This window comes from Mycolicibacterium anyangense (assembly GCF_010731855.1).
GTDB lineage: Bacteria > Actinomycetota > Actinomycetes > Mycobacteriales > Mycobacteriaceae > Mycobacterium > Mycobacterium anyangense.
The window spans coordinates 3,653,424-3,676,341 of the sequence record NZ_AP022620.1 but is presented as its reverse complement, the minus strand read 5'-3'; the positions used below and the strand labels follow the sequence as shown (position 1 = coordinate 3,676,341).

Genomic DNA, 22,918 nt, shown 5'->3' with positions numbered 1-22,918 from the left:
GCGTCAGACCTCGGCTGCCACCAGGTCGGCGGGAGCCGACGAACTCATCTGCTTGCGCAGCGTGGAGAACTCCGAGATCGTCTTGGTCGCCACCGTCGCCACCGGCCGGGCATTGCGGCCGTTGGCGTCGGTCTTGGACACCATCACCACACTGTCGATGTAGGGCTGGATGGTGGTGGCGTTCTGTACGGTCGCCACGATGATGAGCTGGAACCCGAACTTGCGGAACGCCTGCAGCGCCTGCTGGGCGAACTGCGGGTCGGACTTCGAGAACGCCTCGTCGAGCATCAGCTGCGCGAAGATCGGCCGGTTGTCCACGCTGTCGGGGCTGGCGAGGTTGAAGCTCAGCGCACCGGCAAGGCAGAACGCCATCAGCTTCTCCTGCTCACCACCGGAGTTGTCGCCGGCGTTGCTGTGCGTGCGGATCAGCTCGTCGGTGTGCACATCCCACTCGGCGCAGTCGAAGGTGAATCGGTTGCGCACGTCCAGGGCGTCGCGGGTCCAAGCCTTGTCCTCAGGAGTGTTGGCCGCCAACCGGTTTCGCAGCCGAATGATGTCGGCGTACTGATCGAGGATGGCCTGGTTGTCGCCGAGTCCGACCTCGGCGATACGACCCGAGATGGACCGCACGATATCGGTGAGCTCGGACACCGCGGTCAGCTGGCGCGGGGTGGCGCGCAACGTCAGGCGGGTACCGCGGTTGAACTCCACCGACCCCAGACCGGTGTTCACCCGGGCGATCTGATCGCTGATTCGCCGCGCCGCCTGCTCGGCCACCCGGTGCAGGGTCAGGATCGCATCCGGTGCCTGCTCGGTCACCAGACGCATCATCCGCTCGTAGGCCTCGGGTAGTTCGCGCTCGTCGATGTGCTTGCACAACGCCACGTAGTCGTGCACCCGCTCGTCGAACACATCGCTGTCGTTGGGGATCGCGTCGGGGAACGCGGTGTCGAAAGTGTTGAGAATGCGGGCCAATTCGTCATAGGAGCGACGGCGGCTCTCCCGTAGCTGCTCACGCTCGCGGCGGATCGCGGTGAACAACGCGTCGCGGTGCGGTTCGGGATCGAGCAGTTCCAGCGGCACCGGCAGATCTGCGGAGTAGCGGTCCAGCAGCTCGGTCAGCGGTTCGCTGACGAATGCCGGGGTCAGGCGCTCCTGCAACTCCAGCAGCCGGGTGCGGCGCATGTCGAGGTCGTCGCGCCGGGTCTGGATCGCCCCGCGGCGCGTCATCAGGGTCTGGATCTCCGTCCAGCACTCCTCGGCGCGTGCCGACAGCGCCTCGATGTTGGGGTGGTCGGCCAGCAGGATCTCGAATTGCTCGCGCAGCCGCTCGGCGTGCTTGTCGGCGGTCTCGGTGTCGATGTGGCTCCACTGCGGGAACTGTTCGCAGATCGCCTTGTAGGCCGCGGCCCGGTCGCGGCATTGCTGACGCTCGGCGGCGATGTCGTCGGCCGCGCGGCGGGCTAATCGGTAGGCCTCTTCGGCGGTGCTGAGATCGACTGTCAGAGCGTCGATCTTGGCTGCGACGTCACCCTGGTAGATGTACTCCGAGGGGCGCAGTGCCCGCCGGTCGTCCTTGATGGCCAGCCGGTCGGAGTCCTTGTAGAGGCCGGCGTCGGTGACCGCGCGCCGGAACCGGGGGAAGACGTCCGGGGTGTCGACGCAGATGTGGTCGCCGGCCGCGGCCACCACGTCGGCCGCCTCGGCGGCACACGGGTGATCGGGGTCGACGACGAACAGCTTGCCGGCCAACGTGTTCGGCTCGGCCTCCCGGCCGCTGGCCGAGGGGCGCACATGGTGCAGTTGCAACCGCCCGCGCATGTTCGTCTCGTTGACGAAGCGCAGTACTGCCGCGTAATGCTGATCGGGCACCAGCAGCCGCAGGCCGACCCCGCGCAGCACCTTCTCGACGGCCACCCGCCAGCGGCTCTGCTCGGGACGCAGGTCCATCAGCTCGGCGATATAGGGCAGGTCACCGGGCTCGATACCGACTGCGGCACAGATCTGTTCGCGCATGGTGATGGCCGACTCCGGCAGCGCCGAGCCGACGTGCTCCACCCGGCGCAGCTCCTTGACGGCTTCGTCGCGGGCCAGCCGGGCCACCTTCTGCGCGTACTCGGCATCGGTGGACGCCTCGCGGCCGCGGTCCAGCCGGGCCAGCAATTCGGTGGCCTGCCTGGTCAGTTCGTCGCGCAGATTCCAGAACTCGTCGGCGTCCTCGGGCACATCGAGGCCCTGGGCCTCCACCATGGCCTCGTAGGCCGCCCAGCGCCGGGACACCTCGTCGGCCTGAGCCTCCGCGCCGGCCACCTGCGACTGCAGCGGCCCGACCGTCGAGCTGGACCCGTTGATCTGGGCGTTGAGTGAATCCGATTCCGCTTTGGCCAGATTCAGCGTGCGGGTGACGTCCTCGTACTCGTTGCCGAGCTGGTCGATGCTGCTGTCCAGCGCCTCGATCTGGGCCGGGCACTGGGCCAGCCGCACGTGGTCGGTGTAGGCCCGGACCATCGACACGTCGACCAGGTCGATGATGCCCAGATCGGTGGACTCCGAGGCGTACCGCTGCTGGATGTTCTCGATGTCGCCGAGTATTTTGCGTTTACGCTGCGCGACGGCTAGCAGTTCGCGGGCCTCCACCAGCGGGTCGATCTGCTTGAGCGCTTCGGGCAGCCGGGCCAGGCTCTCCGGCTCGTCGAGCATGAACTCCCGCACGAACTGTTCAAGTCCACCAACGCTTTTCAGCGATTTGGCCTTGCCGAGCAGCTGCTGGGCGGCATCCGAGGCGCGGATGCCGATGGTGGCGTACAGCTGGGCGAGGTACTGGGATTCGACCTTGGTGGAGAACCGCCACTCGTCGTCCTTGAACACATTGCTGTCGAACCGGCCCGCGGCCCAGCGGTTGCACACTTCTTCGATGTCGCGGTCCCCGTCGGAGAGCACGAACCGGCTCGAGGAGTCCGACCGGGATTCGCCGACCAGCCACTTGAGCACCAGGCCGGTGACGCTGCGGCCGGTGTTGCTGGCGTAGGTGACCGCGACGGCAGACCACGCGGTGCCTTCCCCGCGCAGGTACATCACCCGGCTGGTGCCACCGTCGGTGCGCTCACCCCAGGCGCCGCGCACGTACTTGTCGACGGTGCGGCGGCCCGCGTTGGAACCGGCTGCCGAATGATCACCCGATGCGTTGAAGTTACGCCGGTTGAACGGCAGGAATCCCAGCGAAATGGCATCCAGCAGTGAGGATTTGCCGCTACCGGAGGCTCCGGCGATCAGTGCTCCACCGTCGGTGAACGCGATGTCGTGGTAGCCGTCGAAGACACCCCAGTTGATGACCTGCAGTCGCGACAGGTGGAACTGCTCAGGCATCGACGTCGACCTCTTCCTGCTCCTGTGGCGCGCCCCCGCTGAGCAGGAGTTCGAACTGCTCCTGCAATTCGGCGATCACCGACGCGGTCATCACGGCGGTGATCACCGGGCTGATGGTGTAGCTGTCCTCGTCGTCGCGGCTGCGGCGCAGGATATCCAGGCCCGCCAACCGGGCGATGGCCCCGTCGATGCGGGCGGCGAAGGTCACGGCGTCGCGGTCGGTGTCGTTGAGCACCCCGGTGAACAGACCGTGGATCTCGTCGCGGGAGATCAGCACACTCTGGTCGCCGGCCGCACGCATCATCTGGGCCAGGTGCAGCGCCAGGATGGAGTCGTAGGTGCCCAGCGGTTCACGGCGCAAAAGCTTGACGCCCCTTGCCGATTCGTAGCGGGCTTGTTCGATGAAGGCGACCTCGACACCCTCGACGACGCGCAGCAGCAGATCCAGCTCGGAGAGCCGGATGCTGAGCTGGTCGCGGTACTCGAGCACCCAGCCGTAGAGTTCGCGGTCAGCCTCGGCGCTGATGTAGCGGCGGGTCAGCAGGTGTTGCAGCGCCCAGCAGGCCCGGTCCGGCAGCTCGCCGACATCGCCGTCGAAACGCGGCCGGCGTTCGGCCGGCACCCGGGAGGTCTTGTTGACCTGCGGCAGGGACGAGAAGTCGATGGCCGGTTCGGTGCTCACTGCGCGGCTCCCTGCAGCGTCGAGATGGGTTCGGTGAACATCAGCAGCGGGACCTCGATCTCCCGGTCACGTCCGTCCAGCGACTGGAAGCGGACTGTCGTCGATTCCTGCGCGTCGCCGGTGCGGGGCTGCTTGAGCGCCCACGACCACAGCACGATGACGTGGCCCAGATAGGCCGAGTCGAGCATGGATACCGCGTCGGGCAGCGACAGCGGGCCACGGGCGACCGCGGTGTTGATCATCTCCGACATCCCGGGGGCGTCGACCTGGGTGGTCAGCGCGGCGAAGCTGGCCAGGTCGACGGTGCTCTGCGCGGCCTGCGCCGGTTTGGGTGTCGACAGGTCGCTGATCCGGAAGCTCAGCGCACCGATCGAACTGATGGTGTGCCGGGCCAGCGGCAGTTCGAGGTCCAGCCGCGAGTCGGTCAGCGACTCTTTGAGCAGGGCGCGGGCGGCGCCGATGGCCGAGTTCAGCTGGCGGGCCACGCCACGGCTCTGCTCCAGGGTGCCGAACGCGGTGAACCGCTTGACCCGCTGGGCGCAGCGCTGCTGGATGCGCTCCACCTCGTCGATCTGCTGGCCGACCAGCTCGAAGAACCCGGTCATCACCTTGCGCAGCGCCGGATCCAGCGACGGCAGCGCATCGGCGACGGCGGCGACATCGGCCTCGAACTCGGCGCGCTGGTCCGGGTCGTTGACCATCGCCAGGAAAGCGCGGTGGGAGTCGCGGCCCTGCGAGTCCCAGGCCGCCTGGTAGTCGGCGTACATCTGGCGCTGCCGGTCGCGGTATTCGACGTTGGTCTCGATCGGCTCGTCGAGTGCCGCGGTGGCCTGCTCGATCATGGTGCCGTACTGGCCGATGTCGGTGATCAGCCGTTCCATCTGCAGCGCGATCGCATGCGCTTCGTCATAGGAGTCGGTGACGTCGTCAACGACGCGGGTGACACCGGCGTCGAGCTCGTCGAGTTCGGCCTGCAGTGCGGCGATCTGCGCCTGGATGCCGGCGCGGATCCGGTCCGGATCGTTGCCGACGCGCATGGCCACCTGCTTGAGCCGCGAGGCGATGCCGTTGATCGACCCGCCGGTGGCGATGGTGTCCTGGCGGCGGATACCGCGCAGGAAGTCCAGCGCGCGGCGGGCGTCCTGGGTCAGGTAACACAGGTTGCGTTCGTAGCCGCTGCGCGTGTCGGCGACCCGGTGCAGCCAACCCTGGCTGGCCCACAGCTTGATCAGGGCCAGCCCGGACAGCCCGTCGGGCCGGTCGAACGCATCCAGGTCACGCTCGAGGGCCACCACCAGTTCGGTCTCCACCGCCACGCCAGTGCTGAGGTGTCGCTCCATCAGCGTGGCGTACATGCTCAGGTTCAGCGCCGCGAGCAGGCGAATCGTCGGCGAGGCCTGGATGTCGCGGTTGGACTGTTCGAGCTCGGCGATGGACCCCCGATCGGTGGACACAGCTGCGTCGTCCACCTAGGCCCTCTCCCGGCTTCTGCGAGTAGTCATCGAAGCGTCCAAGATATGCGACCGGCCCGACGGCCATCGTGTCGGCACGGCGTGTCGCCGCCACCGGCGTGGCGGCCGGGTTACCCCAGCCGCGCCGCCCGGTTGACCGCCGAAACCACCGCGCGCAGCGACGCGGTCGTGATCGACGTGGCGATGCCGACACCCCACACGGTGCGGCCACCGACGGAGGCCTCCACGTAGGCTGCCGCGGCGGCCTCCTCACCGGCGGACATCGCATGTTCGGAGTAGTCCAGGACGCTGATGTCGAAGCCGACGGTGCCCAGAGCGTCGACGAACGCGGCCAGCGGGCCGTTGCCCTGGCCACGGATGTCGGTCTCGACGTCGTCGATCTTCACCGTCGCCTCGATGACGTCGATCCCGCCGTCGGTCTCCGAGCCGATCACCTTCTGCTTGATGCGCTCCAGCGGCCGGATCGGGGCCAGGTATTCGTCGGCGAACGCGTCCCACATCTCCTTGGGCGACACCTCGCCGCCCTCGCCGTCGGTGATCTGCTGAATCGCCTTGCTGAACTCGATCTGCAGGCGGCGCGGCAGCACCAGGCCGTGGTCGGCCTTCATGATGTAGGCCACCCCGCCCTTGCCGGACTGGGAGTTCACCCGGATCACGGCCTCGTAGGTGCGCCCGACGTCCTTGGGGTCGATCGGCAGGTACGGCACCTGCCACAGGATGTCGTCGACGTCTTTGTCGGCGGCATCAGCGTCGAACTTCATGGCATCCAGGCCCTTGTTGATGGCGTCCTGGTGGCTGCCGGAGAAGGCGGTGTAGACCAGGTCGCCGCCGTAGGGGTGCCGCTCGTGGACGCCCAGCTGGTTGCAGTACTCCACGGTGCGGCGGATCTCGTCGATGTTGGAGAAGTCGATCTGCGGGTCCACCCCACGGGAGAACATGTTCAGCCCGAGGGTCACCAGGCAGACGTTGCCGGTGCGCTCACCGTTGCCGAACAGGCAGCCCTCGATGCGGTCCGCGCCCGCCTGATAGCCCAATTCGGCTGCGGCGACGGCAGTTCCGCGGTCGTTGTGAGGGTGCAGGCTCAGGATGATCGAGTCCCGGCGGGCCAGGTTACGGCTCATCCACTCGATCGAGTCGGCGTAGACGTTCGGGGTGGCCATCTCGACGGTGGCCGGCAGGTTGACGATCAGCGGCCAGTCCGGGGTGGGCTCGATGATCTCGGAGACCGCGTCGCAGACTTCCTTGGCGTAGGACAGCTCGGTGCCGGTGTAGGACTCCGGGGAGTACTCGTAACGCCACCGCGTGCCGGGGTGCTTGGCAGCCTCCTGCAGGCACTTGCGGGCGCCGTCGGTGGCGATCTTCTTGATCTCGTCGCGGTCGGCGCGGAACACCACCCGGCGCTGCAGGATCGACGTCGAGTTGTAGAAGTGCACGATCACGTTCGGGGCGCCGTGGCAGGCCTCGAAGGTGCGCTCGATCAGCTCGTCACGGCACTGGGTCAGCACCTGGATGGTGACATCGTCGGGGATGGCGCCCTGCTCGATGATCTCGCGGACGAAGTCGTAGTCGGTCTGGCTGGCCGACGGGAAACCGACCTCGATCTCCTTGTAGCCCATCTTGACCAGCAGCTCGAACATCCGGCGCTTGCGGGCGGGGCTCATCGGGTCGATCAGGGCCTGGTTGCCGTCGCGCAGGTCGACCGCGCACCACAGCGGGGCCCGGTCGATGACCTTGTCGGGCCAGGTCCGGTCGGCCAGGGTGATTTTTTCGACCTCGTCGGCGAACGGCCGGTAGCGGAACGTTGCCATCGAGGAGTTGCGCTGGGTGTTGTATGCCGGCTGGCCATCCTGGCGCGGTCCGGCGGGGGTCTTGATGGTTCGTGCGGATACGAAAGCATCCGCGGCATCCATCGAATGGGAAGAAATGTGGGTGGTCACGATCAGGGCTCCGGGTGTCTTGGATTGGACTTCAGACCGGCGCATCGCGAATACCCGCGACGGGAGGCCAGTCTGGATCAGACCCCGTCGCGGCGTCCGAGAAGGAGCACCCGCTGCACAAGGTCGTACTGTACTCCCGATGCGTCACCCGGCCAAAGCCTGGGGTTTGACAGCTCAGACCTGCGAGTCCGGGAAGGCGATCACCGACAGGAACCGGATCGGCACCTCGACGAGGTCGACGGGCCCGTGCGCCCCCTCGCCGTCGATCTGCAGTGAGTCACCCGGGTGCAGCCGGTACACCGAGCGGCTGTGCGCGTACTCCATCACGCCGGAGAGCATGTAGATGAACTCGGTGCCCGGATGCTGGAACATCGGGTAGGTCTTGCTCTTCTCCGACAGCGTGACCAGCAGACACTCCAGCCGTTTGTGCTCACCGCGCAGTGAGCCGAGCAGTTCGTACTCGTGGCCCTCGCGGGTGCCGTTGCGCACGATCCGCGCCCCGGTCCCGGCCTTGACGAAGGCCGCCGGCCGCTCCACATCGGCGCCACGGAACAGGGTGGTGACCGGGACGTCGAACCCTTTGGCCAGCAACGCCAGGGTCGACAGGCTGGGGGAGGTCTGGGCGTTCTCGATCTTGGACATCATCGCCTTGGAGATGCCGATCCGGGTGGCCATGTCGGCGACCGACAACCCGAGCTGCTGGCGGAGCTGGCGCACATTGCGGGCGATGGCCGCTTCGAACTCCAGCTCGGCCACCGGCTCGTCGGGTTCGCGGTCACGTGCGGTACCCGACTGGTTGCGCAGCAGATCTGTCACAACCGCACTATCGCATCTGCCCAGCACCGACGTAGGGGTAAGGACTCTTGAGCAGCGATCCCTCGGCGAAACGGGACAGCCGGAAGTCGCTCTCCGGGATCCGCGGGTCGCTGCTGTGACCGTCGACCACCAGGTCGGCGACCAGCCGCCCGACCGATGGCGCGATCTTGAAGCCGTGCCCGCTGAAGCCGGCGGCCACGAACAGCCCGTCCCGCCCGCTCAGGGAGATGACCGGGTTCCAGTCGGGTGTGACGTCGTAGCAGCCCGCGTAGCTGGTGGCGATCGCCGGTTCGGGGAAACCGGGGAAGCGGGTACCGACCTTGTTGACGGTGAGGTCGACGAAATCCTCGGTCGCCCGGTTGAGGTAGTCGTCGGGATCGGCGGTCGCGACGTCGGACAGATCGCTGTTGCCGAACAGCACATCGCCGCCCACTTCCGGGCGTACGTACTGCAGGGACACCAGGTCGGAGAACACCGGCACCGGCCCCAGGTCGATGCCGGGCGAGATCATCACGATCTGCTCGCGGACCACCCGGATCGGGACGTCGACGCCGTAGGGAGCCAGGAGCGGCTGCGTCCACACCCCGGTGGCGACCACCACGGTGCCGGCGCTGATCTGACTGCCGTCGGCCAGCCGGACCCCGGTGACGGTGTCGCCGTCGGTGAGCAGCCCGGTGACCTCGGCACCCTGCCTGATGCGCACGCCCGCCGCCCGCGCGGCGACGGCGAACGCCTGGGCGGTCTGATAGGCGTCGCCGTAGCCGCCGCGGGCCTCCCAGCCGAAGGCGGCGAACGGCGACAGATCGGCGAACGGCCACAGCTTGGCCACCTCGCCGGCGTCGATCTCCTCGGTCTGCACGCCCACCTCACGCTGGGCGGCAAGGCTTTTGCGCAGTGAGTCGACGTTCGGCTCGCCGACGCCGACGACGTAGCCGGTCTGGCGGAAGCCGATGTCCCCGCCGAAGATCTCCTCGGCCTTCTCGAAGACCTCCAGACCGGCGGCCGCCATGGCGGCCAGTGAGCTCACCCCGTAGTGGCAGCGGACGATGCCGCTGGATTTGCCCGTCATCCCCGATCCGACGGTATGGCGTTCCAGCACAACGACATCGGTGATGCCGCGTTGAGCCAGCGCCCAGGCGGCGGCGCACCCCTCGAGCCCGCCGCCGACGATGACGATGTCCGCAGTCTCGCTCACAGGCCCGCCCCGGGAATCCACGACGTGCCGGCCAGCGGCACCCGGGCCATGGCTGCGGCCTCGATGGTGACCGCGACCAGATCCTCGGGTTCGAGATGCCGCAGGTGTGCCTTGCCGCAGGCCCGCGCGATCGTCTGGGCTTCCATCGTGAGCACCCGCAGGTAATTCGCCAGCCGCCGGCCACCCTCGATCGGGTCGAGCCGGGCAGCCAGTTCCGGATCCTGGGTGCTGATCCCGGCCGGGTCGCGGCCGTCCTGGAAGTCGTCGTAGAAACCGGCTGCGCTGCCGAGCTTTTCGTATTCGGCGGCGTACTTCGGGCTGTTGTCGCCCAGCGCGATCAGGGCGGCGGTACCGATCGCCACCGCATCGGCGCCCAGCGCCATCGCCTTGGCGACGTCGGCTCCGGTGCGGATGCCACCGGAGATGATGAGCTGAACCTTCCGGTGCACGCCCAGCTCGGACAGTGCCTGCACGGCCTGCGGCAGTGCCGCCAGCGTCGGGATGCCGACGTGCTCGATGAAGACGTCCTGGGTGGCGGCGGTGCCGCCCTGCATCCCGTCGACCACCACGACATCGGCACCGGCGGCCACCGCCAGCTTCACGTCGTAGTAGGTGCGGGTGGCGCCGACCTTGACGTAGATGGGCTTCTCCCAGTCAGTGAGCTCGCGCAGCTCGTTGATCTTGATGGTCAGATCATCCGGCCCGGTCCAGTCCGGATGCCGGCAGGCTGAGCGCTGGTCGATACCCTCGGGCAGGGTGCGCATGGCGGCGACTCGCTCGGAGATCTTCTGCCCCAGCAGCATTCCGCCCCCGCCGGGCTTGGCGCCCTGTCCGAGCACCACCTCGATGGCGTCGGCCTTGCGCAGGTCATCCGGGTTCATCCCGTACCGCGATGGAAGATACTGGTAGACAAGGTATTTGGACTGGCCGCGTTCTTCGGGTGTCATGCCGCCGTCGCCGGTGGTGGTGGAGGTGCCCGCCTCGCTGGCACCGCGGCCCAGCGCCTCCTTGGCCTGCCCGGACAGTGCGCCGAACGACATTCCCGCGATGGTCACCGGGATATCCAGGTGCAGAGGGTGTTTGGCGTGCCGATCACCGAGGATGACGTCGGTGTCGCAACGCTCCCGGTAACCCTCCAGCGGGTACCGGGACATCGACGCGCCCAGGAACAGCAGGTCGTCGAAGTGCGGCAGCGGACGTTTGGCACCCCAGCCGCGGATGTCGTAGATGCCGGTCTCTGCCGCCCGCTGGATGGCCGCGATGGTAGCCCGGTCGAAGGTGGCCGACTCGCGCAGGCCGCGCTGGGTCCGCTCGTCGTAGGAGTAGGTCATCAGTACACCGCCGCATTGTCGACATGGAAGTGGTAGAGCGCACGGGCCGAGCCGTAGCGGGTGTAGGCCGCCGTGTCGTCGTCGTCGAACCCGGCCGCCTTGAGCAGCCGGCTCAGCTCCTGATGGTGCTCGTCGCGCATCTCCTTGGCCACGCAGTCGGCGCCCAGAGAGGCGACATCACCCCGAACATAAAGGCGTGCTTCATAGATGGAGTCACCGAGTGCTTCGCCGGCATCACCGCGGATGACCAGGCGGCCGGCCTGGGCCATGAATGCACTCATGTGCCCGACGCTGCCGCCCACGACGATGTCCACACCCTTCATCGATATTCCGCACCGCGCGGCGGCATTGCCCTCGATGACCAGCAGGCCGCCGTGCGCGGTGGCACCGGCGGACTGCGAGGCATTGCCCTTGACCCACACGGTGCCGCTCATCATGTTCTCGGCGACCCCGGTACCGGCATTGCCGTTGACGATGATCTCGGCCTGCTTGTTCATCCCGGCGGCGTAGTAGCCGACGTGGCCGTCGACGGTGACCCGCAACGGCGCGTCGACTCCGACCGCGACGTTGTGCGCGCCAGCGGGATTGGTGATGAGGAACTCACCGGAAACGCCAGGTGCGTGCAAGGCCGCGTTGACCTCCCGCAGGGGTGTGCTGCTCAGGTCGTACCGTGTTGGATCCCCCGGTCGCTGCGCTCCTGCCCGCCGGTTCACCTCGTCCATGCGTAGACCACCTCCGGCTCGGGCTCCCAGATGACGGCGTTCTCGACGCCGGGCAGGCCGGCCAGGGCGCGGTACTCGCTGCCCATCGCCACCCAGTCGTCCGTCTCGGCGATCACGGCCGGCTTGCAGGCGATCGCGTCGCGCACCACGGCGAACGAGTCGTGGTTGGACACCAGCAGGGTGTAGAAGCCGTCGAAGGTGGCGCACAGTTCCTTGAGTGCGGTCTCCACGTCGCGGCCCGCACCGAGCTGCTCGGCGACGAACCGGGCGCCCACCTCGGTGTCGTTCTCGCTGTCGAACACCACGCCGTGCGCCATCAGGTCGCGGCGGATGGTGGCGTGGTTGGCGAACGATCCGTTGTGCACCAGGCACTGCTCCGGGCCGACGGCGTAGGGGTGCGCACCGGCGGGCACCACGGCGGACTCGGTGGCCATCCGAGTGTGCCCGACGCCCTGCCAGCCCTGCGCCTCGGCCAGACCCCAGGCCTCGGCCAGCGCCTTGGGGTGGCCAACTCCCTTGAGGACGGCCAGATCCCGTCCGAAGCCGGCGATCAGTGCGGCGGGGAAATGCGCGGCCACCGCGGCCCGCAGCGTCTGGGGTGCGACGTCGGCCGAGACCAGCAGCGTTTCGTCGACATGGTGTGCCAAGACCGTCACGCCCAGTGCCTCACCCAGAGCCCGGGTGATCTCGTCGGTTCCGGCGACCACGTCGAGCACCGAGACGGTGCTGCGTCCCGGCGGTGACCAGGTCGGGTCGCCGTATACCGCGACACCGGCTGAATCGCTTCCGCGATTGGACATTTCGCACAGCATGCCGGTAAGCAGCTCGCCGAGCCGGGGGTAGAGCTCCGGGTTGCGCAGGTGAAGTCCCACGATCCCACACATGGTGGTTCCTTTCTTGGGTGTCGGCGTCGCTCAGAAGGCGGTCAGGTACTGGTCGACCTCCCACGCGGACACCGCGCTGTGGTAGGCGAAGAATTCGTTGCGCTTGATGGTCGCGAAGTAGTCCGCGACACCGTCACCCGCCGCATCGAGAACGCCGGTGATCACCGGATCGGTCTGCAGTTCGTCGACGGCGTGCAACAGTGTCGGCGGCAGCGGGGTTCGGCCGATGGCCGCGCCCAGGTCGCCGGGGTCCAGGCTGCGTTTGATGCCGTCGATCCCGGCGCCCAGCGCTGCGGCGATCGCCAGGTACGGGTTGGCGGATCCGTCACCGCCCCGCAGTTCGATGCGCTGGGAGTCCGGCACCCGGATGTAGTGGGTGCGGTCGTTGCCGCCGTAGGTCGGCAGTTTCGGTGCCCAGGATGCCCCGGAGGCCGTGGTCAGCGCCCCGGTTCGCTTGTAGGAGTTGACCGTTGGGCCCACCACTGCCTGCAGGGCACAGGCATGGTCGAGGATTCCGCCGATGAAGGCGTACGCGGTGGGCGAGAGTCCCAGCCCGCGACTGTCTTCGTCCCCGGCCGCGGGGAACACCGGCGTTCCCCCGCTGGTGAGCGAAAGATGAAGGTGCAGGCCGCTTCCGGTTCGGTCGGCGAACGGCTTGGGCATGAAGGTGGCCACCATGCCGCGTTCGGCCGCGATCATCGACAGCAGGTAGCGCAGTGTGATGACCCGGTCGGCGGTGGTGAGTGCGTCGGAGTACTCGAAGTTCTGCTCGAACTGGCCGTTGCCGTCCTCGTGGTCGTTGGCGTAGTTGGACCAGCCCAGCGTGTTCATCGCCGTCGAGATCGACGTCAGGTGGTCATACATCCGCGTCACGCCGCGGGCGTCATAGCAGGGCTGGGACGCGGTGTCGGCCACATCGGCGGTAGCCAGCGTGCCGTCGGCTCCGCGGGTCAGCAGGAAGTACTCCACCTCGGCGCCGACCCACGGCTCGAACCCGGCGTCGGCGGCGCGCTGGATCAGCGACTTCAGGATCACCCGCGGCGCGAACGGCCACGGCCGCCCCTCCACGTGCGGATCGCAGTGCACGATCGCCAGGCCCTCTTTGATGAACGGGATCGGGGTGAACGACTCCGGATCCGGGATGGCCATCATGTCGGGATCCTTGGGCTCCTGGCCCATGGCTCCGACGGCGTACCCGGCGAACCCGACGCCCTCGGTGGACAACAGGCCGATGGCCTCGACCGGAACCAGTTTGGCGCAGGGCTTTCCGCGCAGATCGACGAATAGCGCAAGGATGAACTTCGTTGCCGACGCCTCGGCCAGCTCGGCAAGGGTGGTGGGGGACATGTTCTCCGACAGGTTCTTTCGTGCGGATAAGGGCTATCGAGAGGACGGGCCGGACGCGCTGGGTGAAGGGTGCGCGCCCGGCCCGGGCCCTCGTCAGGCGTACTCGAGCTCGTACGCCAGGTCGCGGTGCACGTGGGCGTCGATGCCCTTTTCCTCTTCCTCCGGCGAGATGCGGATGCCCATCGTCTTCTTGATCGCGAAGGCGATGCCGTAGGCAATGGCGAAGGAGTAGATCATCACCGCGCCGGCGGCGACGGCCTGGCGCCACAGCTGGTCGAAACCGCCGCCGTAGAACACGCCGTTGATCTTGTTGGGCATCGTGTCGCTGGCCAGGAAGCCGATCAGCAGGGTGCCGATGACGCCACCGACCAGGTGGACACCGACCACGTCGAGCGAGTCGTCGTAGCCGAACTTCTCCTTGAGGCCCACCGCGTAGGGGCAGATGGCGCCCGCGACCAGACCCAGGATGATCGCTCCGACCGGCGTCACCGAACCACACGCCGGGGTGATCGCGACCAGGCCGGTGATGGCGCCCGCTGCGGCTCCGACTCCGGTGACGTGACCGTCCTTGATCTTCTCGACGGCCAGCCAGGCCAGGGTGGCCGCACAGGTGGCGACGAACGTGGTGACCATGACGATGGCAGCCGAATTGCCTGCTGCCAGAGCAGATCCGCCGTTGAAGGCGTACCAGCCGGCCCACAGCAGCCCGGCGCCGAGCAGGGTCAGCGGCACGTTGTGCGGCTTGCGCAGCTTGCCCCAGCTGGCGCCCTTGCCGAGCACGATCGCCACCGCCAGCGCGGCGGCTCCGGCGTTGATGTGCACTGCGGTGCCACCGGCGAAGTCAATGGCCTTGAGGCTGTTGGCAATCCAGCCGCCAACCGAGTCCTTGGTGACGACGCCGTCGAAGGCGAAGACCCAGTGCGCGACGGGGAAGTAGACCAGCACCGCCCAGACGGTGGCGAAGACCATCCACGCCGCGAACTTCATCCGGTCGGCGGCCGCACCCGAGACCAGCGCCACGGTGATGGCGGCGAACAGGGCCTGGAACAACGCGAACAGGCTGACCGGTAGACCGGAGATCGTGGTCTGCGGATCCATCAGGTTCTTCATGCCGAGGAACTCGGTGAAGTTACCCACGAAACCGCCGTAGGACGTGCCGAACGTCATCGAGAAGCCGAACAGCACCCACAGCACGCCGACGACGGCGACAGCGCCGAACGTCATCATCATCATGTTGGTCGAGCTCTTGACCGAGACCATGCCGCCGTAGAACAGCGCGAGGCCCGGGATCATCATCGTCAGCCCGATGATGCAACACAGCATGAATGCTGTGGTCCCTGTATCCATCTACTCTCCTGCCAGAAATGTCGTCGAGTGGGCGGCGCCGCCCAGCCCCTTCGTTCACTAGCAGTGAACAATGTTTCTGTTACGTAGACGGTGATCGGTTGTTGCCGGGGAGTTACGAATCTCCGGCGTCGCTACGCTTCGGTCATGCGTCGTCGTCCGCCCCGCTGGACCCTCACCGTGCTCGTCCTCGTTCTTGCCGCCGGGTACGCCATCTGGTCCTACTTCGACAAGCCGCCGGAGAAGTGCAAGCCGGTGATCGAGATGCTGAACTACAACAAGAGCCAGTCCCAGCTCATCGAGTCCAAGGGCGGTACCGGTACGCCGACCGCCAATGACGACCTGATGTACCAGCAGTGGGCCGACGGCCTGGCCGAGCGGTCGCAGAAGGTCACCGATCCAGCCCTGGCGGCCCAGGCCGTCCAGCTCGCGCAGCTGGCCAATGAGTTCGTCACGGATCTGCCCAAGGTGCGCGCCGAGAAGGACACCCGGGCACCGGGGGCGCCGGCACCGGTGATCGTCTACCAGATGCAGGCGCTGTCCGATCAGATCACCGCGGTCACCAACCAGCTCTCAAAGGCCTGTTCCTGACCAGTTGAGCACCACGTCCGGCAGCGGCAGGCGCTCGCGGGGACGGGAGTCGCGCTCCAGGATCTCCGGTGCCATGGTGCGGTAGTCGCCCAGGGTGCCGACGGCGATCATGATCAGCGGACGGACGCCGGCCGGCAGGTCCAGGACAGCGGGCGCGGCGTCGACGTCGAACCCGGCCATCGGGTGGGCGATCAACCCGCGGGCCACCGCCTCGATGGCCAGGTTGGCCGCCGCGGCGCCCGCGTCGACCGCCGCGTACAGCGCGGTCCGCTCGTCCTCGCCCTCGTCGACGCACAGCAGGATCAGCGCGCCGGCCGCCTTCGCGTAGCTGTTGCCCCGTCTGAGCAGGCCGGAAAGCGCCTCGAACGCTTCGTCACCCCGTCGGAGTTGTTCCCCGGGTCGCTTCGCTCCAGCCCGCCGGGCGACCACGAACCGCACCGGTTGGCGATTTCCCCAGGTCGCGGCCCAGCGGGCCGCCTCCAACAGGGCGGTGAGCTGCTCGTCGGAGACCGTCGCCCCGGGGTCGAAGGCCCGCGGACTCCATCGCTGGGCGATCGGCGGGTGCAGCGGCACCCGGGTATCAGCACGCCGGTCGGACGGTTGGTCGGCCACGGTCGCGACGCTACCGCCGATCTCGGCGGAAAAAGCATGTGCGTATACCCCTTATCCTTATGGGCAACCCCACGCATGCAGAAAGGGCAGACAGTGGCGCTCGTCGTGCAGAAGTACGGCGGATCCTCGGTGGCAGACGCCGAGCGGATTCGTCGGGTGGCCGAGCGCATCGTCGAGACGAAGAAGCAGGGTAACGACGTCGTCGTGGTGGTTTCGGCCATGGGCGACACCACCGACGAACTGCTGGACCTGGCCCGCCAGGTCTGCCCGGCACCGCCGCCGCGCGAACTCGACATGCTGCTGACGGCCGGAGAGCGGATCTCCAACGCCCTGGTGGCGATGGCCATCGAGTCGCTCGGCGCTCATGCCCGCTCGTTCACCGGATCGCAGGCCGGCGTGATCACCACCGGCACCCACGGCAACGCCAAGATCATCGACGTCACCCCGGGCCGGCTGCGGGCCGAGCTCGACGAGGGGCAGATCGTCCTCGTCGCCGGCTTCCAGGGGGTCAGCCAGGACAGCAAGGACGTCACCACCCTGGGCCGCGGCGGGTCGGACACCACTGCGGTGGCGCTGGCCGCCGCGCTGCACGCCGACGTGTGCGAGATCTACACCGACGTCGACGGCATCTTCACCGCCGACCCCCGCATCGTGCCCAATGCCCGCCGGCTCGACACCGTCAGCTTCGAAGAAATGCTGGAGATGGCGGCGTGCGGCGCGAAGGTACTCATGCTGCGGTGCGTGGAATACGCCCGCCGCTACAACGTTCCGATTCACGTCCGGTCGTCGTACTCCGACAAGCCCGGCACGATCGTCACCGGATCTATTGAGGACATCCCCATGGAAGACGCCATCCTGACCGGAGTTGCCCACGACCGCAGCGAGGCCAAGGTCACTGTTGTCGGTCTGCCCGACGTACCCGGCTACGCCGCCAAGGTGTTCCGGGCTGTCGCCGACGCCGACATCAACATCGATATGGTGCTGCAGAACATCTCCAAGGTCGAGGACGGCAAGACCGACATCACCTTCACCTGCTCGCGGGACATGGGGCCCGCCGCGGTGGAGAAGCTCGCCTCGCTGCAGGGCGAGATCGGCTTCACCAAGGTGCTCTACGACGACCACATCGGCAAGGTGTCGCTGGTCGGCGCCGGTATGCGCAGCCACCCGGGCGTCACCGCCACGTTCTGCGAGGCGCTGGCCGAGGTCGGGGTGAACATCGAGCTGATCTCCACCTCGGAGATCCGAATCTCGGTGCTGGTCAAGGATTCCGAGCTGGACAAGGCCGTGGCCGCACTGCATGAGGCGTTCGGCCTGGGCAGCGAGGAAGAGGCCGTGGTATACGGCGGGACGGGGCGCTGACGATGGTGAACATCGGAGTCGTCGGCGCGACCGGACAGGTCGGCCAGGTCATGCGCACCCTGCTCGAGGAACGTGACTTCCCGGTCACCAGTGTGCGGTTCTTCGCGTCGTCACGCTCGGCGGGCAAGAAACTGCCGTTCCGCGGTCAGGAGATCGAGGTCGAGGATTCCGAGACCGCCGACCCCAGTGGCCTTGACATCGCGCTGTTTTCGGCCGGTGCCACGATGTCGCGGGTCCAGGCGCCGCGGTTCGCCGCCGCCGGTGTGGTCGTGATCGACAATTCCTCGGCCTGGCGCAAGGATCCCGACGTCCCGCTGGTGGTCTCGGAGGTCAACTTCGCACGGGACGCCGGCAATCGGCCGAAAGGCATCATCGCCAACCCGAACTGCACCACGATGGCCGCGATGCCGGTGCTCAAGGTGCTGCACGACGAGGCGCAGCTGGTGCGGATGATCGCCTCGACGTACCAGGCGGTGTCGGGCAGCGGACTGGCCGGGGTCGAGGAGCTGGCCTCCCAGGCGCGCGCGGTGATCGATGGTGTCGAGGAACTGGTGCACGACGGCTCTGCTATGGACTACCCGGCGCCGGTGAAATACGTTGCGCCCATTGCGTTCAACGTGGTGCCGCTGGCCGGTGCGCTGGTCGACGACGGCTCCGGTGAGACCGACGAGGATCAGAAGCTGCGCAACGAGAGCCGCAAGATCCTCGGCATCCCTGACCTGGCCGTCAGCGGCACCTGTGTGCGAGTCCCGGTGTTCACCGGTCACTCGCTGTCGATCAATGCCGAGTTCGCCCAACCGATTTCGCCGGCCCGCGCCACCGAATTGCTGGCCGATGCGCCGGGCGTGACGCTGGTGGACGTGCCCACCCCGCTGGCCGCCGCTGGAGTGGACGACACCCTGGTGGGCCGTATCCGCCAGGATCCCGGTGTGCCCGACGGTCGCGGGCTGGCGCTGTTCCTGTCCGGGGACAACCTGCGCAAGGGTGCGGCCCTGAACACCATCCAGATCGCCGAACTGCTGGCCGCCCAGCTTTGACCTCCTCACGCCGAAACCGAAGTTTGGGCGTGAAACTGCGAGTGGCGTGCGCCATTTCGTCGATCTCGGTGCTGGTATTCGCGCCAGCCGCACGGGCTGACCCGCCGAGTCCGGCACCGGACCCGATCCTTGCGCCCCTGGCGCCGGGACAGGTGGCGCTCATCGGCCCGACGGCGGGCACCGGCACTCCCACCAGCGACTACGGTATCGGCGCCACCGATCTCTGCGAGTTCATGGAGTTCCCCACCGAGCTGCTGCAGATCTGCGGTGACAGCTTCGCCGGGCAGGGCGTGGGCTTCGGCGGCTGGTTCTCGCCGGTGGCCCTGCACGTCGCCGGAGACTCGGTGGACGATCCGGCCGGCGTCCGCTACACCGGCGTCACCGGTGTGGACAAGCCCCTGCTGGCCGACCCGACACCGGCCGGCGCATCGCAACTGCCCGCCGGTGTCGTCTCGATCAACCGGCAGAACTATCTGCTGGTGACCACTACCAAGAATCTGACGCCGCAGAGCTCCCGACTGGTCAAAGCCGAAGCTGGACAAGGTAATTGGCAGACCGTGCCGGGTTCGGTGCGCGCGGCCGGCTACGCCGGTGAGCGGCAGACCCAGATCAGCGGCTACTACGACCCGATCCCCACCCCGGATTCGCCGACCGGGTGGGTGTACGTCGTCGCCAACAACTTCGACCGCACCGGGCCGGTGATGCTCTACCGGGTTGCACCGCAGGACTTCACCGACCGCAGCCGCTGGCAGGGCTGGTCGGCTGCCGCCGGCTGGAACAAGCCCCCGACACCGCTGTGGCCCGATCGGGTGGGGGAGATGAGCATCCGCCAGATCGACGGCAAGACCGTGCTGTCCTACTTCAACGCCAGCACCGGCAACATGGAAGTACGGGTGGCCTACGACCCCACCGGGCTGGGCAGCGCGCCGGTGACGACCGTGGTGCAGGCCGGGCAATGGCCCGATCCCGCCGACGCACTACCCGCTCCCGACGACAATCGGTTGGCCCAGCCCTATGGCGGCTACATCTCGCCGGGTTCCACGCTCGACGAGGTCCGGGTTTTCGTCAGCCAATGGAACACCGCCCCGCGCGACCGCGCACCATACCGGGTGCTGCAGTTCGCGGTGAATCCCTACAAGCCCTGGGACAGCTGATACGCCGAGGCTGAAGCCTGGGCGGGATTGAGGCCAGGATCCCGCCCTGGTGCACGTCTGGGTGAGCTGTGGATGCGCGAAACCGCGAGTACCCGCGAGCCGCCATCCTGTGACGCGTGCACCCTATGCCGTTTGTGGGCAAGGACGCCTTGCTGGACGGGAGACTCACTCGGCACGCCTTGAGAACACAGCACCGCGCGGTCTTTCCCGGCGTTTACGTCCACAACTCGATCGAGCTGACACTGCGCTGCAGAACCGTCGCGGCGTGGCTGTGGTCGGGTCGAACTGCTGCCATCGCAGGATGTGCGGCGGCGGCATGGCATGGCACCAAGTGGATCGACGACGATCTCGACATCGAACTCGTATCGGCCAATACGCGGCCGCCGCCAGGTATTGCCACCTATAACGACACACTGCTGCCCGACGAGGTGATGGTGAGATCGGGTCTCCTGGTGACCACACCCGCGCGCACCGCGTTCGACCTGGCGCGACGCCGCGGCCGAGATGAGTTGGCGAGACTAGATGCGCTGGCGCGCGCGTCGGGATACACCGCTGAGCAGGTCGAGCAGATTGCGCGCCGTCATCCAGGCGCGCGTGGAGTGCGCCGGTTGCCGCAGGTCTTGGCCCTCGTCGATCCGGGGGCAGAGTCGCCCCGTGAAACCTGGTTGCGAGTGTTGTTGGTAGAGGCGGGTTTCCCGGCTCCGGTTACCCAGATCGAGGTCTATGACTGTGGCCTTTTCATCGCCCGGCTGGACATGGGGTGGGAGAAAGTCAAGGTCGCAGTGGAGTACGACGGTGACCAGCACCGCAGTGATCGAGCGCAGTATGTCCGCGATGTGCGCCGTCATGAGTTGTTGCAGAGGTTGGGCTGGATCGTGATCCGGGTGGTCAAGGAGGATGCGCCCGCTGGCGTCGTCCGTCGGGTTCGCGTTGCGTTGCAGTCGCGGGGATTGTCCTAGCCAGTGGTACCGCAGCATTCACATCCATTTCAAAGCCGTTACCTACGGCGCGCTATGCGCCCGGCTCGGATGATCGAAGGCATGACCGATACACCCGAGCGGGTCGAGGAACCCGCAACCGGCCCCGTCGCCACCCTTCCCCCGCCCCCTCCACCACCGGCCTACGTTCCACCGGTGTATCCGCAGCGACCCAGCCGCCTGTACCAGGTGGCTGCCTGGGTGGCGATCGTCGCGGGCGTCATTTTCATCGTCGGCGCCGTGTTCTTCACCGGCTTCGCGCTCGGCCGCCACAGCGGCTATGACGGCGGCTGGCGTCACCACAACTCCGAATTCCGCGAGCGCATCGGACCGCCGATGTTCCCCATGCCGATGATGCCGGGCGGGCCCGGCGGCCCCGGTGAGTTTGGTGGACCCGGCGGTCCCGGCCCGTTCGGCGGACCGGGCATGGGCCCCGGCCCCGGACCGGGCGCCGGTCCGGGGATGCCGGGCAGCGGCGGCCCGGGTGCCACGGCGACGCCGATTCCGCGCCCCTGACCGATCAACCCGACGAGAGCCCAGTGCCCCCGCGCTGGGCTCTTGTCGTCGGGTGGGGACAATCCGTCGAAGTGGGTACACCCCGCACATGACCGAGAAGTATGCGACCACCGATGCCGGCGCCCCGGCGCCCAGCCTCGAGCATTCGCTCACCGTCGGCCCGGACGGACCGATCCTGCTGCAGGACCACTACCTCATCGAGCAGATGGCCAACTTCAACCGGGAACGCATCCCGGAGCGCCAGCCGCACGCCAAGGGCGGCGGCGCCTTCGGCATGTTCGAAGTGACGCAGGATGTCAGTGCGTTCACGAGGGCGGAGTTCCTGCAGCCTGGCGCCAAGACGGAGATGGTGGCTCGGTTCTCCACCGTCGCCGGTGAGCGGGGCAGCCCAGATACGTGGCGCGACCCGCGCGGGTTCGCGCTGAAGTTCTACACCTCCGAAGGCAACTTCGACATGGTCGGCAACAACACCCCGGTGTTCTTCATCCGGGATCCCATGAAATTCCAGAACTTCATCCGCTCGCAGAAACGCCTGCAGTCCAGCAACCTTCGCGACCACCACATGCAATGGGACTTCTGGACCTTGTCCCCGGAGTCTGCACATCAGGTCACCTGGCTGATGGGGGACCGCGGTATCCCCAGGACGTGGCGGCACATGAACGGCTACTCCAGCCACACCTACAGCTGGCTCAACGCCGCTGGTGAGCTGTTCTGGGTGAAGTACCACTTCAAGAGCGACCAGGGCATCGAGTTCCTCACCCAGGAGGAGGGCGACGAGATGGCCGGCACCGACGGCGACGCCCACCAGCGCGACCTGTTCGCCTCGATCGAGGGAGGCGACTTCCCGAGCTGGACGCTGCACGTTCAGATCATGCCGTTCGAGGATGCCAAGACCTACCGGTTCAACCCGTTCGACCTCACCAAGGTGTGGCCGCACAGCGACTACCCGCTGCGCGAGGTCGGCCGGATGACGTTGAACCGCAACGTCACCGACTACCACGCAGAGATCGAACAGGCCGCCTTCGAGCCGAACAACATCGTGCCGGGCACCGGACTGAGCCCGGACAAGATGCTGTTGGCCCGGGGATTCTCCTACAGCGACGCCCACCGGCACCGACTTGGCGTGAACTACAAGCAGATTCCGGTCAACACCCCCAAAGTCGAGGTGCATAGCTACTCCAAGGACGGTGCGATGCGCATCCGCAACGTCACCGACCCGGTCTACGCGCCCAACTCTATGGGTGGCCCACAAGCGGACCCGGCGCGCGCCGCCGAGGTGCACTGGGCCTCCGATGGCGACATGGTGCGCACCGCGTACGCCCTGCGCGAGGACGACGACGACTGGGGCCAGGCCGGCACCCTGGTGCGCGAGGTGCTCGACGACGAGGCTCGGGAACGTCTGGCGCACAACATCATCGGCCACGTCTCCAAGGGTGTGCGGGAGCCGGTGCTGTCCCGGGTGTTCGAGTACTGGCGCAAGGTCGATCCCGACCTCGGCAAGGCCGTGGAGGAAGGTGTGCGCGCGAACCTGGAGGGTTAGTTCGCGTCGTCGATCGTGGGTGATCACGCGTATTCT

General features: G+C 67.5%; 19 protein-coding genes. 7 read left to right on the top strand and 12 right to left on the bottom strand.

The features are described 5' to 3' along the window. Positions 1-3: 3 nt before the first annotated feature. From G6N35_RS17400 to G6N35_RS17350, 11 genes are all read right to left on the bottom strand, one after another. The gene (locus tag G6N35_RS17400) at positions 4-3,366 is read right to left on the bottom strand and encodes an ATP-binding protein (RefSeq protein WP_163805380.1); all 3,363 of its coding nucleotides are present in this window, start codon (positions 3,364-3,366) and stop codon (positions 4-6) included. After that, a complete protein-coding gene (locus G6N35_RS17395; protein WP_163805379.1) occupies positions 3,359-4,048 on the bottom strand; it encodes a DUF4194 domain-containing protein in 690 nt (229 codons plus the stop codon). The genes G6N35_RS17400 and G6N35_RS17395 overlap by 8 nt, the downstream gene beginning before the upstream one ends. Continuing rightward, positions 4,045-5,517 (bottom strand): DUF3375 domain-containing protein, encoded by a 1,473-nt coding sequence (locus G6N35_RS17390; RefSeq protein WP_246224342.1) that lies wholly within the window; start codon positions 5,515-5,517, stop codon positions 4,045-4,047. The genes G6N35_RS17395 and G6N35_RS17390 overlap by 4 nt, the downstream gene beginning before the upstream one ends. A gap of 113 nt (positions 5,518-5,630) precedes the next feature. After that, positions 5,631-7,430, bottom strand: coding sequence for a 2-isopropylmalate synthase (gene leuA / locus G6N35_RS17385; protein WP_246224627.1), 1,800 nt, complete (start codon positions 7,428-7,430; stop codon positions 5,631-5,633). Between the two features lie 201 nt (positions 7,431-7,631). After that, positions 7,632-8,273: a type II toxin-antitoxin system RelB family anti-toxin gene (locus tag G6N35_RS17380; protein WP_163805377.1), complete on the bottom strand. Its 642-nt coding sequence runs from the start codon at positions 8,271-8,273 to the stop codon at positions 7,632-7,634. A 7-nt stretch (positions 8,274-8,280) separates the two neighbouring features. Continuing rightward, positions 8,281-9,468, bottom strand: a complete 1,188-nt coding sequence (locus tag G6N35_RS17375; protein ID WP_163805376.1) for an NAD(P)/FAD-dependent oxidoreductase — start codon at positions 9,466-9,468, stop codon at positions 8,281-8,283. Next, positions 9,465-10,799: an FMN-binding glutamate synthase family protein gene (locus G6N35_RS17370; protein WP_163805375.1), complete on the bottom strand. Its 1,335-nt coding sequence runs from the start codon at positions 10,797-10,799 to the stop codon at positions 9,465-9,467. Before G6N35_RS17370 ends, G6N35_RS17375 begins: the two co-directional genes overlap by 4 nt. Then, a complete protein-coding gene (locus G6N35_RS17365; protein WP_163805374.1) occupies positions 10,799-11,521 on the bottom strand; it encodes a GltB/FmdC/FwdC-like GXGXG domain-containing protein in 723 nt (240 codons plus the stop codon). The genes G6N35_RS17370 and G6N35_RS17365 overlap by 1 nt, the downstream gene beginning before the upstream one ends. After that, positions 11,509-12,405: a class II glutamine amidotransferase domain-containing protein gene (locus G6N35_RS17360; RefSeq protein WP_163805373.1), complete on the bottom strand. Its 897-nt coding sequence runs from the start codon at positions 12,403-12,405 to the stop codon at positions 11,509-11,511. Before G6N35_RS17360 ends, G6N35_RS17365 begins: the two co-directional genes overlap by 13 nt. 30 nt (positions 12,406-12,435) lie before the next feature. Continuing rightward, positions 12,436-13,752, bottom strand: a complete 1,317-nt coding sequence (gene glnT, locus G6N35_RS17355; RefSeq protein WP_163805372.1) for a type III glutamate--ammonia ligase — start codon at positions 13,750-13,752, stop codon at positions 12,436-12,438. 93 nt (positions 13,753-13,845) lie between these two features. Continuing rightward, positions 13,846-15,099: an ammonium transporter gene (locus G6N35_RS17350; protein ID WP_163805371.1), complete on the bottom strand. Its 1,254-nt coding sequence runs from the start codon at positions 15,097-15,099 to the stop codon at positions 13,846-13,848. A gap of 144 nt (positions 15,100-15,243) precedes the next feature. On the opposite strand from G6N35_RS17350, the gene G6N35_RS17345 reads away from it, so the two are divergent. Continuing rightward, the gene (locus G6N35_RS17345; RefSeq protein ID WP_163805370.1) at positions 15,244-15,687 is read left to right on the top strand and encodes a hypothetical protein; all 444 of its coding nucleotides are present in this window, start codon (positions 15,244-15,246) and stop codon (positions 15,685-15,687) included. Here G6N35_RS17345 and G6N35_RS17340 read toward each other — a convergent pair. Beyond that, positions 15,670-16,299, bottom strand: a complete 630-nt coding sequence (locus G6N35_RS17340; RefSeq protein WP_163805369.1) for a nitroreductase family protein — start codon at positions 16,297-16,299, stop codon at positions 15,670-15,672. The two genes, G6N35_RS17345 and G6N35_RS17340, sit on opposite strands and share 18 nt — an antisense overlap. A 93-nt stretch (positions 16,300-16,392) precedes the next feature. Between G6N35_RS17340 and G6N35_RS17335 the strand changes: the two genes are divergently transcribed. The 6 genes from G6N35_RS17335 (at position 16,393) to G6N35_RS17310 (ending at position 22,882) form a co-directional block, all read left to right on the top strand. Further along, positions 16,393-17,658, top strand: a complete 1,266-nt coding sequence (locus tag G6N35_RS17335) for an aspartate kinase (RefSeq protein ID WP_163805368.1) — start codon at positions 16,393-16,395, stop codon at positions 17,656-17,658. Positions 17,659-17,660: 2 nt separating this feature from the next. Continuing rightward, positions 17,661-18,695 (top strand): aspartate-semialdehyde dehydrogenase, encoded by a 1,035-nt coding sequence (locus G6N35_RS17330; RefSeq protein WP_163805367.1) that lies wholly within the window; start codon positions 17,661-17,663, stop codon positions 18,693-18,695. Between the two features lie 29 nt (positions 18,696-18,724). Next, positions 18,725-19,849, top strand: a complete 1,125-nt coding sequence (locus G6N35_RS17325; protein WP_407664558.1) for a DUF4185 domain-containing protein — start codon at positions 18,725-18,727, stop codon at positions 19,847-19,849. Between the two features lie 125 nt (positions 19,850-19,974). After that, a complete protein-coding gene (locus G6N35_RS17320; protein ID WP_163807744.1) occupies positions 19,975-20,808 on the top strand; it encodes a type IV toxin-antitoxin system AbiEi family antitoxin in 834 nt (277 codons plus the stop codon). Between the two features lie 81 nt (positions 20,809-20,889). Further along, positions 20,890-21,342 carry a hypothetical protein gene (locus tag G6N35_RS17315; RefSeq protein ID WP_163805365.1) on the top strand — a complete coding sequence of 151 codons (453 nt, stop codon included), beginning with the start codon at positions 20,890-20,892 and terminating at the stop codon, positions 21,340-21,342. Positions 21,343-21,430: 88 nt separating this feature from the next. Next, the gene (locus G6N35_RS17310; RefSeq protein ID WP_163805364.1) at positions 21,431-22,882 is read left to right on the top strand and encodes a catalase; all 1,452 of its coding nucleotides are present in this window, start codon (positions 21,431-21,433) and stop codon (positions 22,880-22,882) included. Positions 22,883-22,918 lie beyond the last annotated feature (36 nt).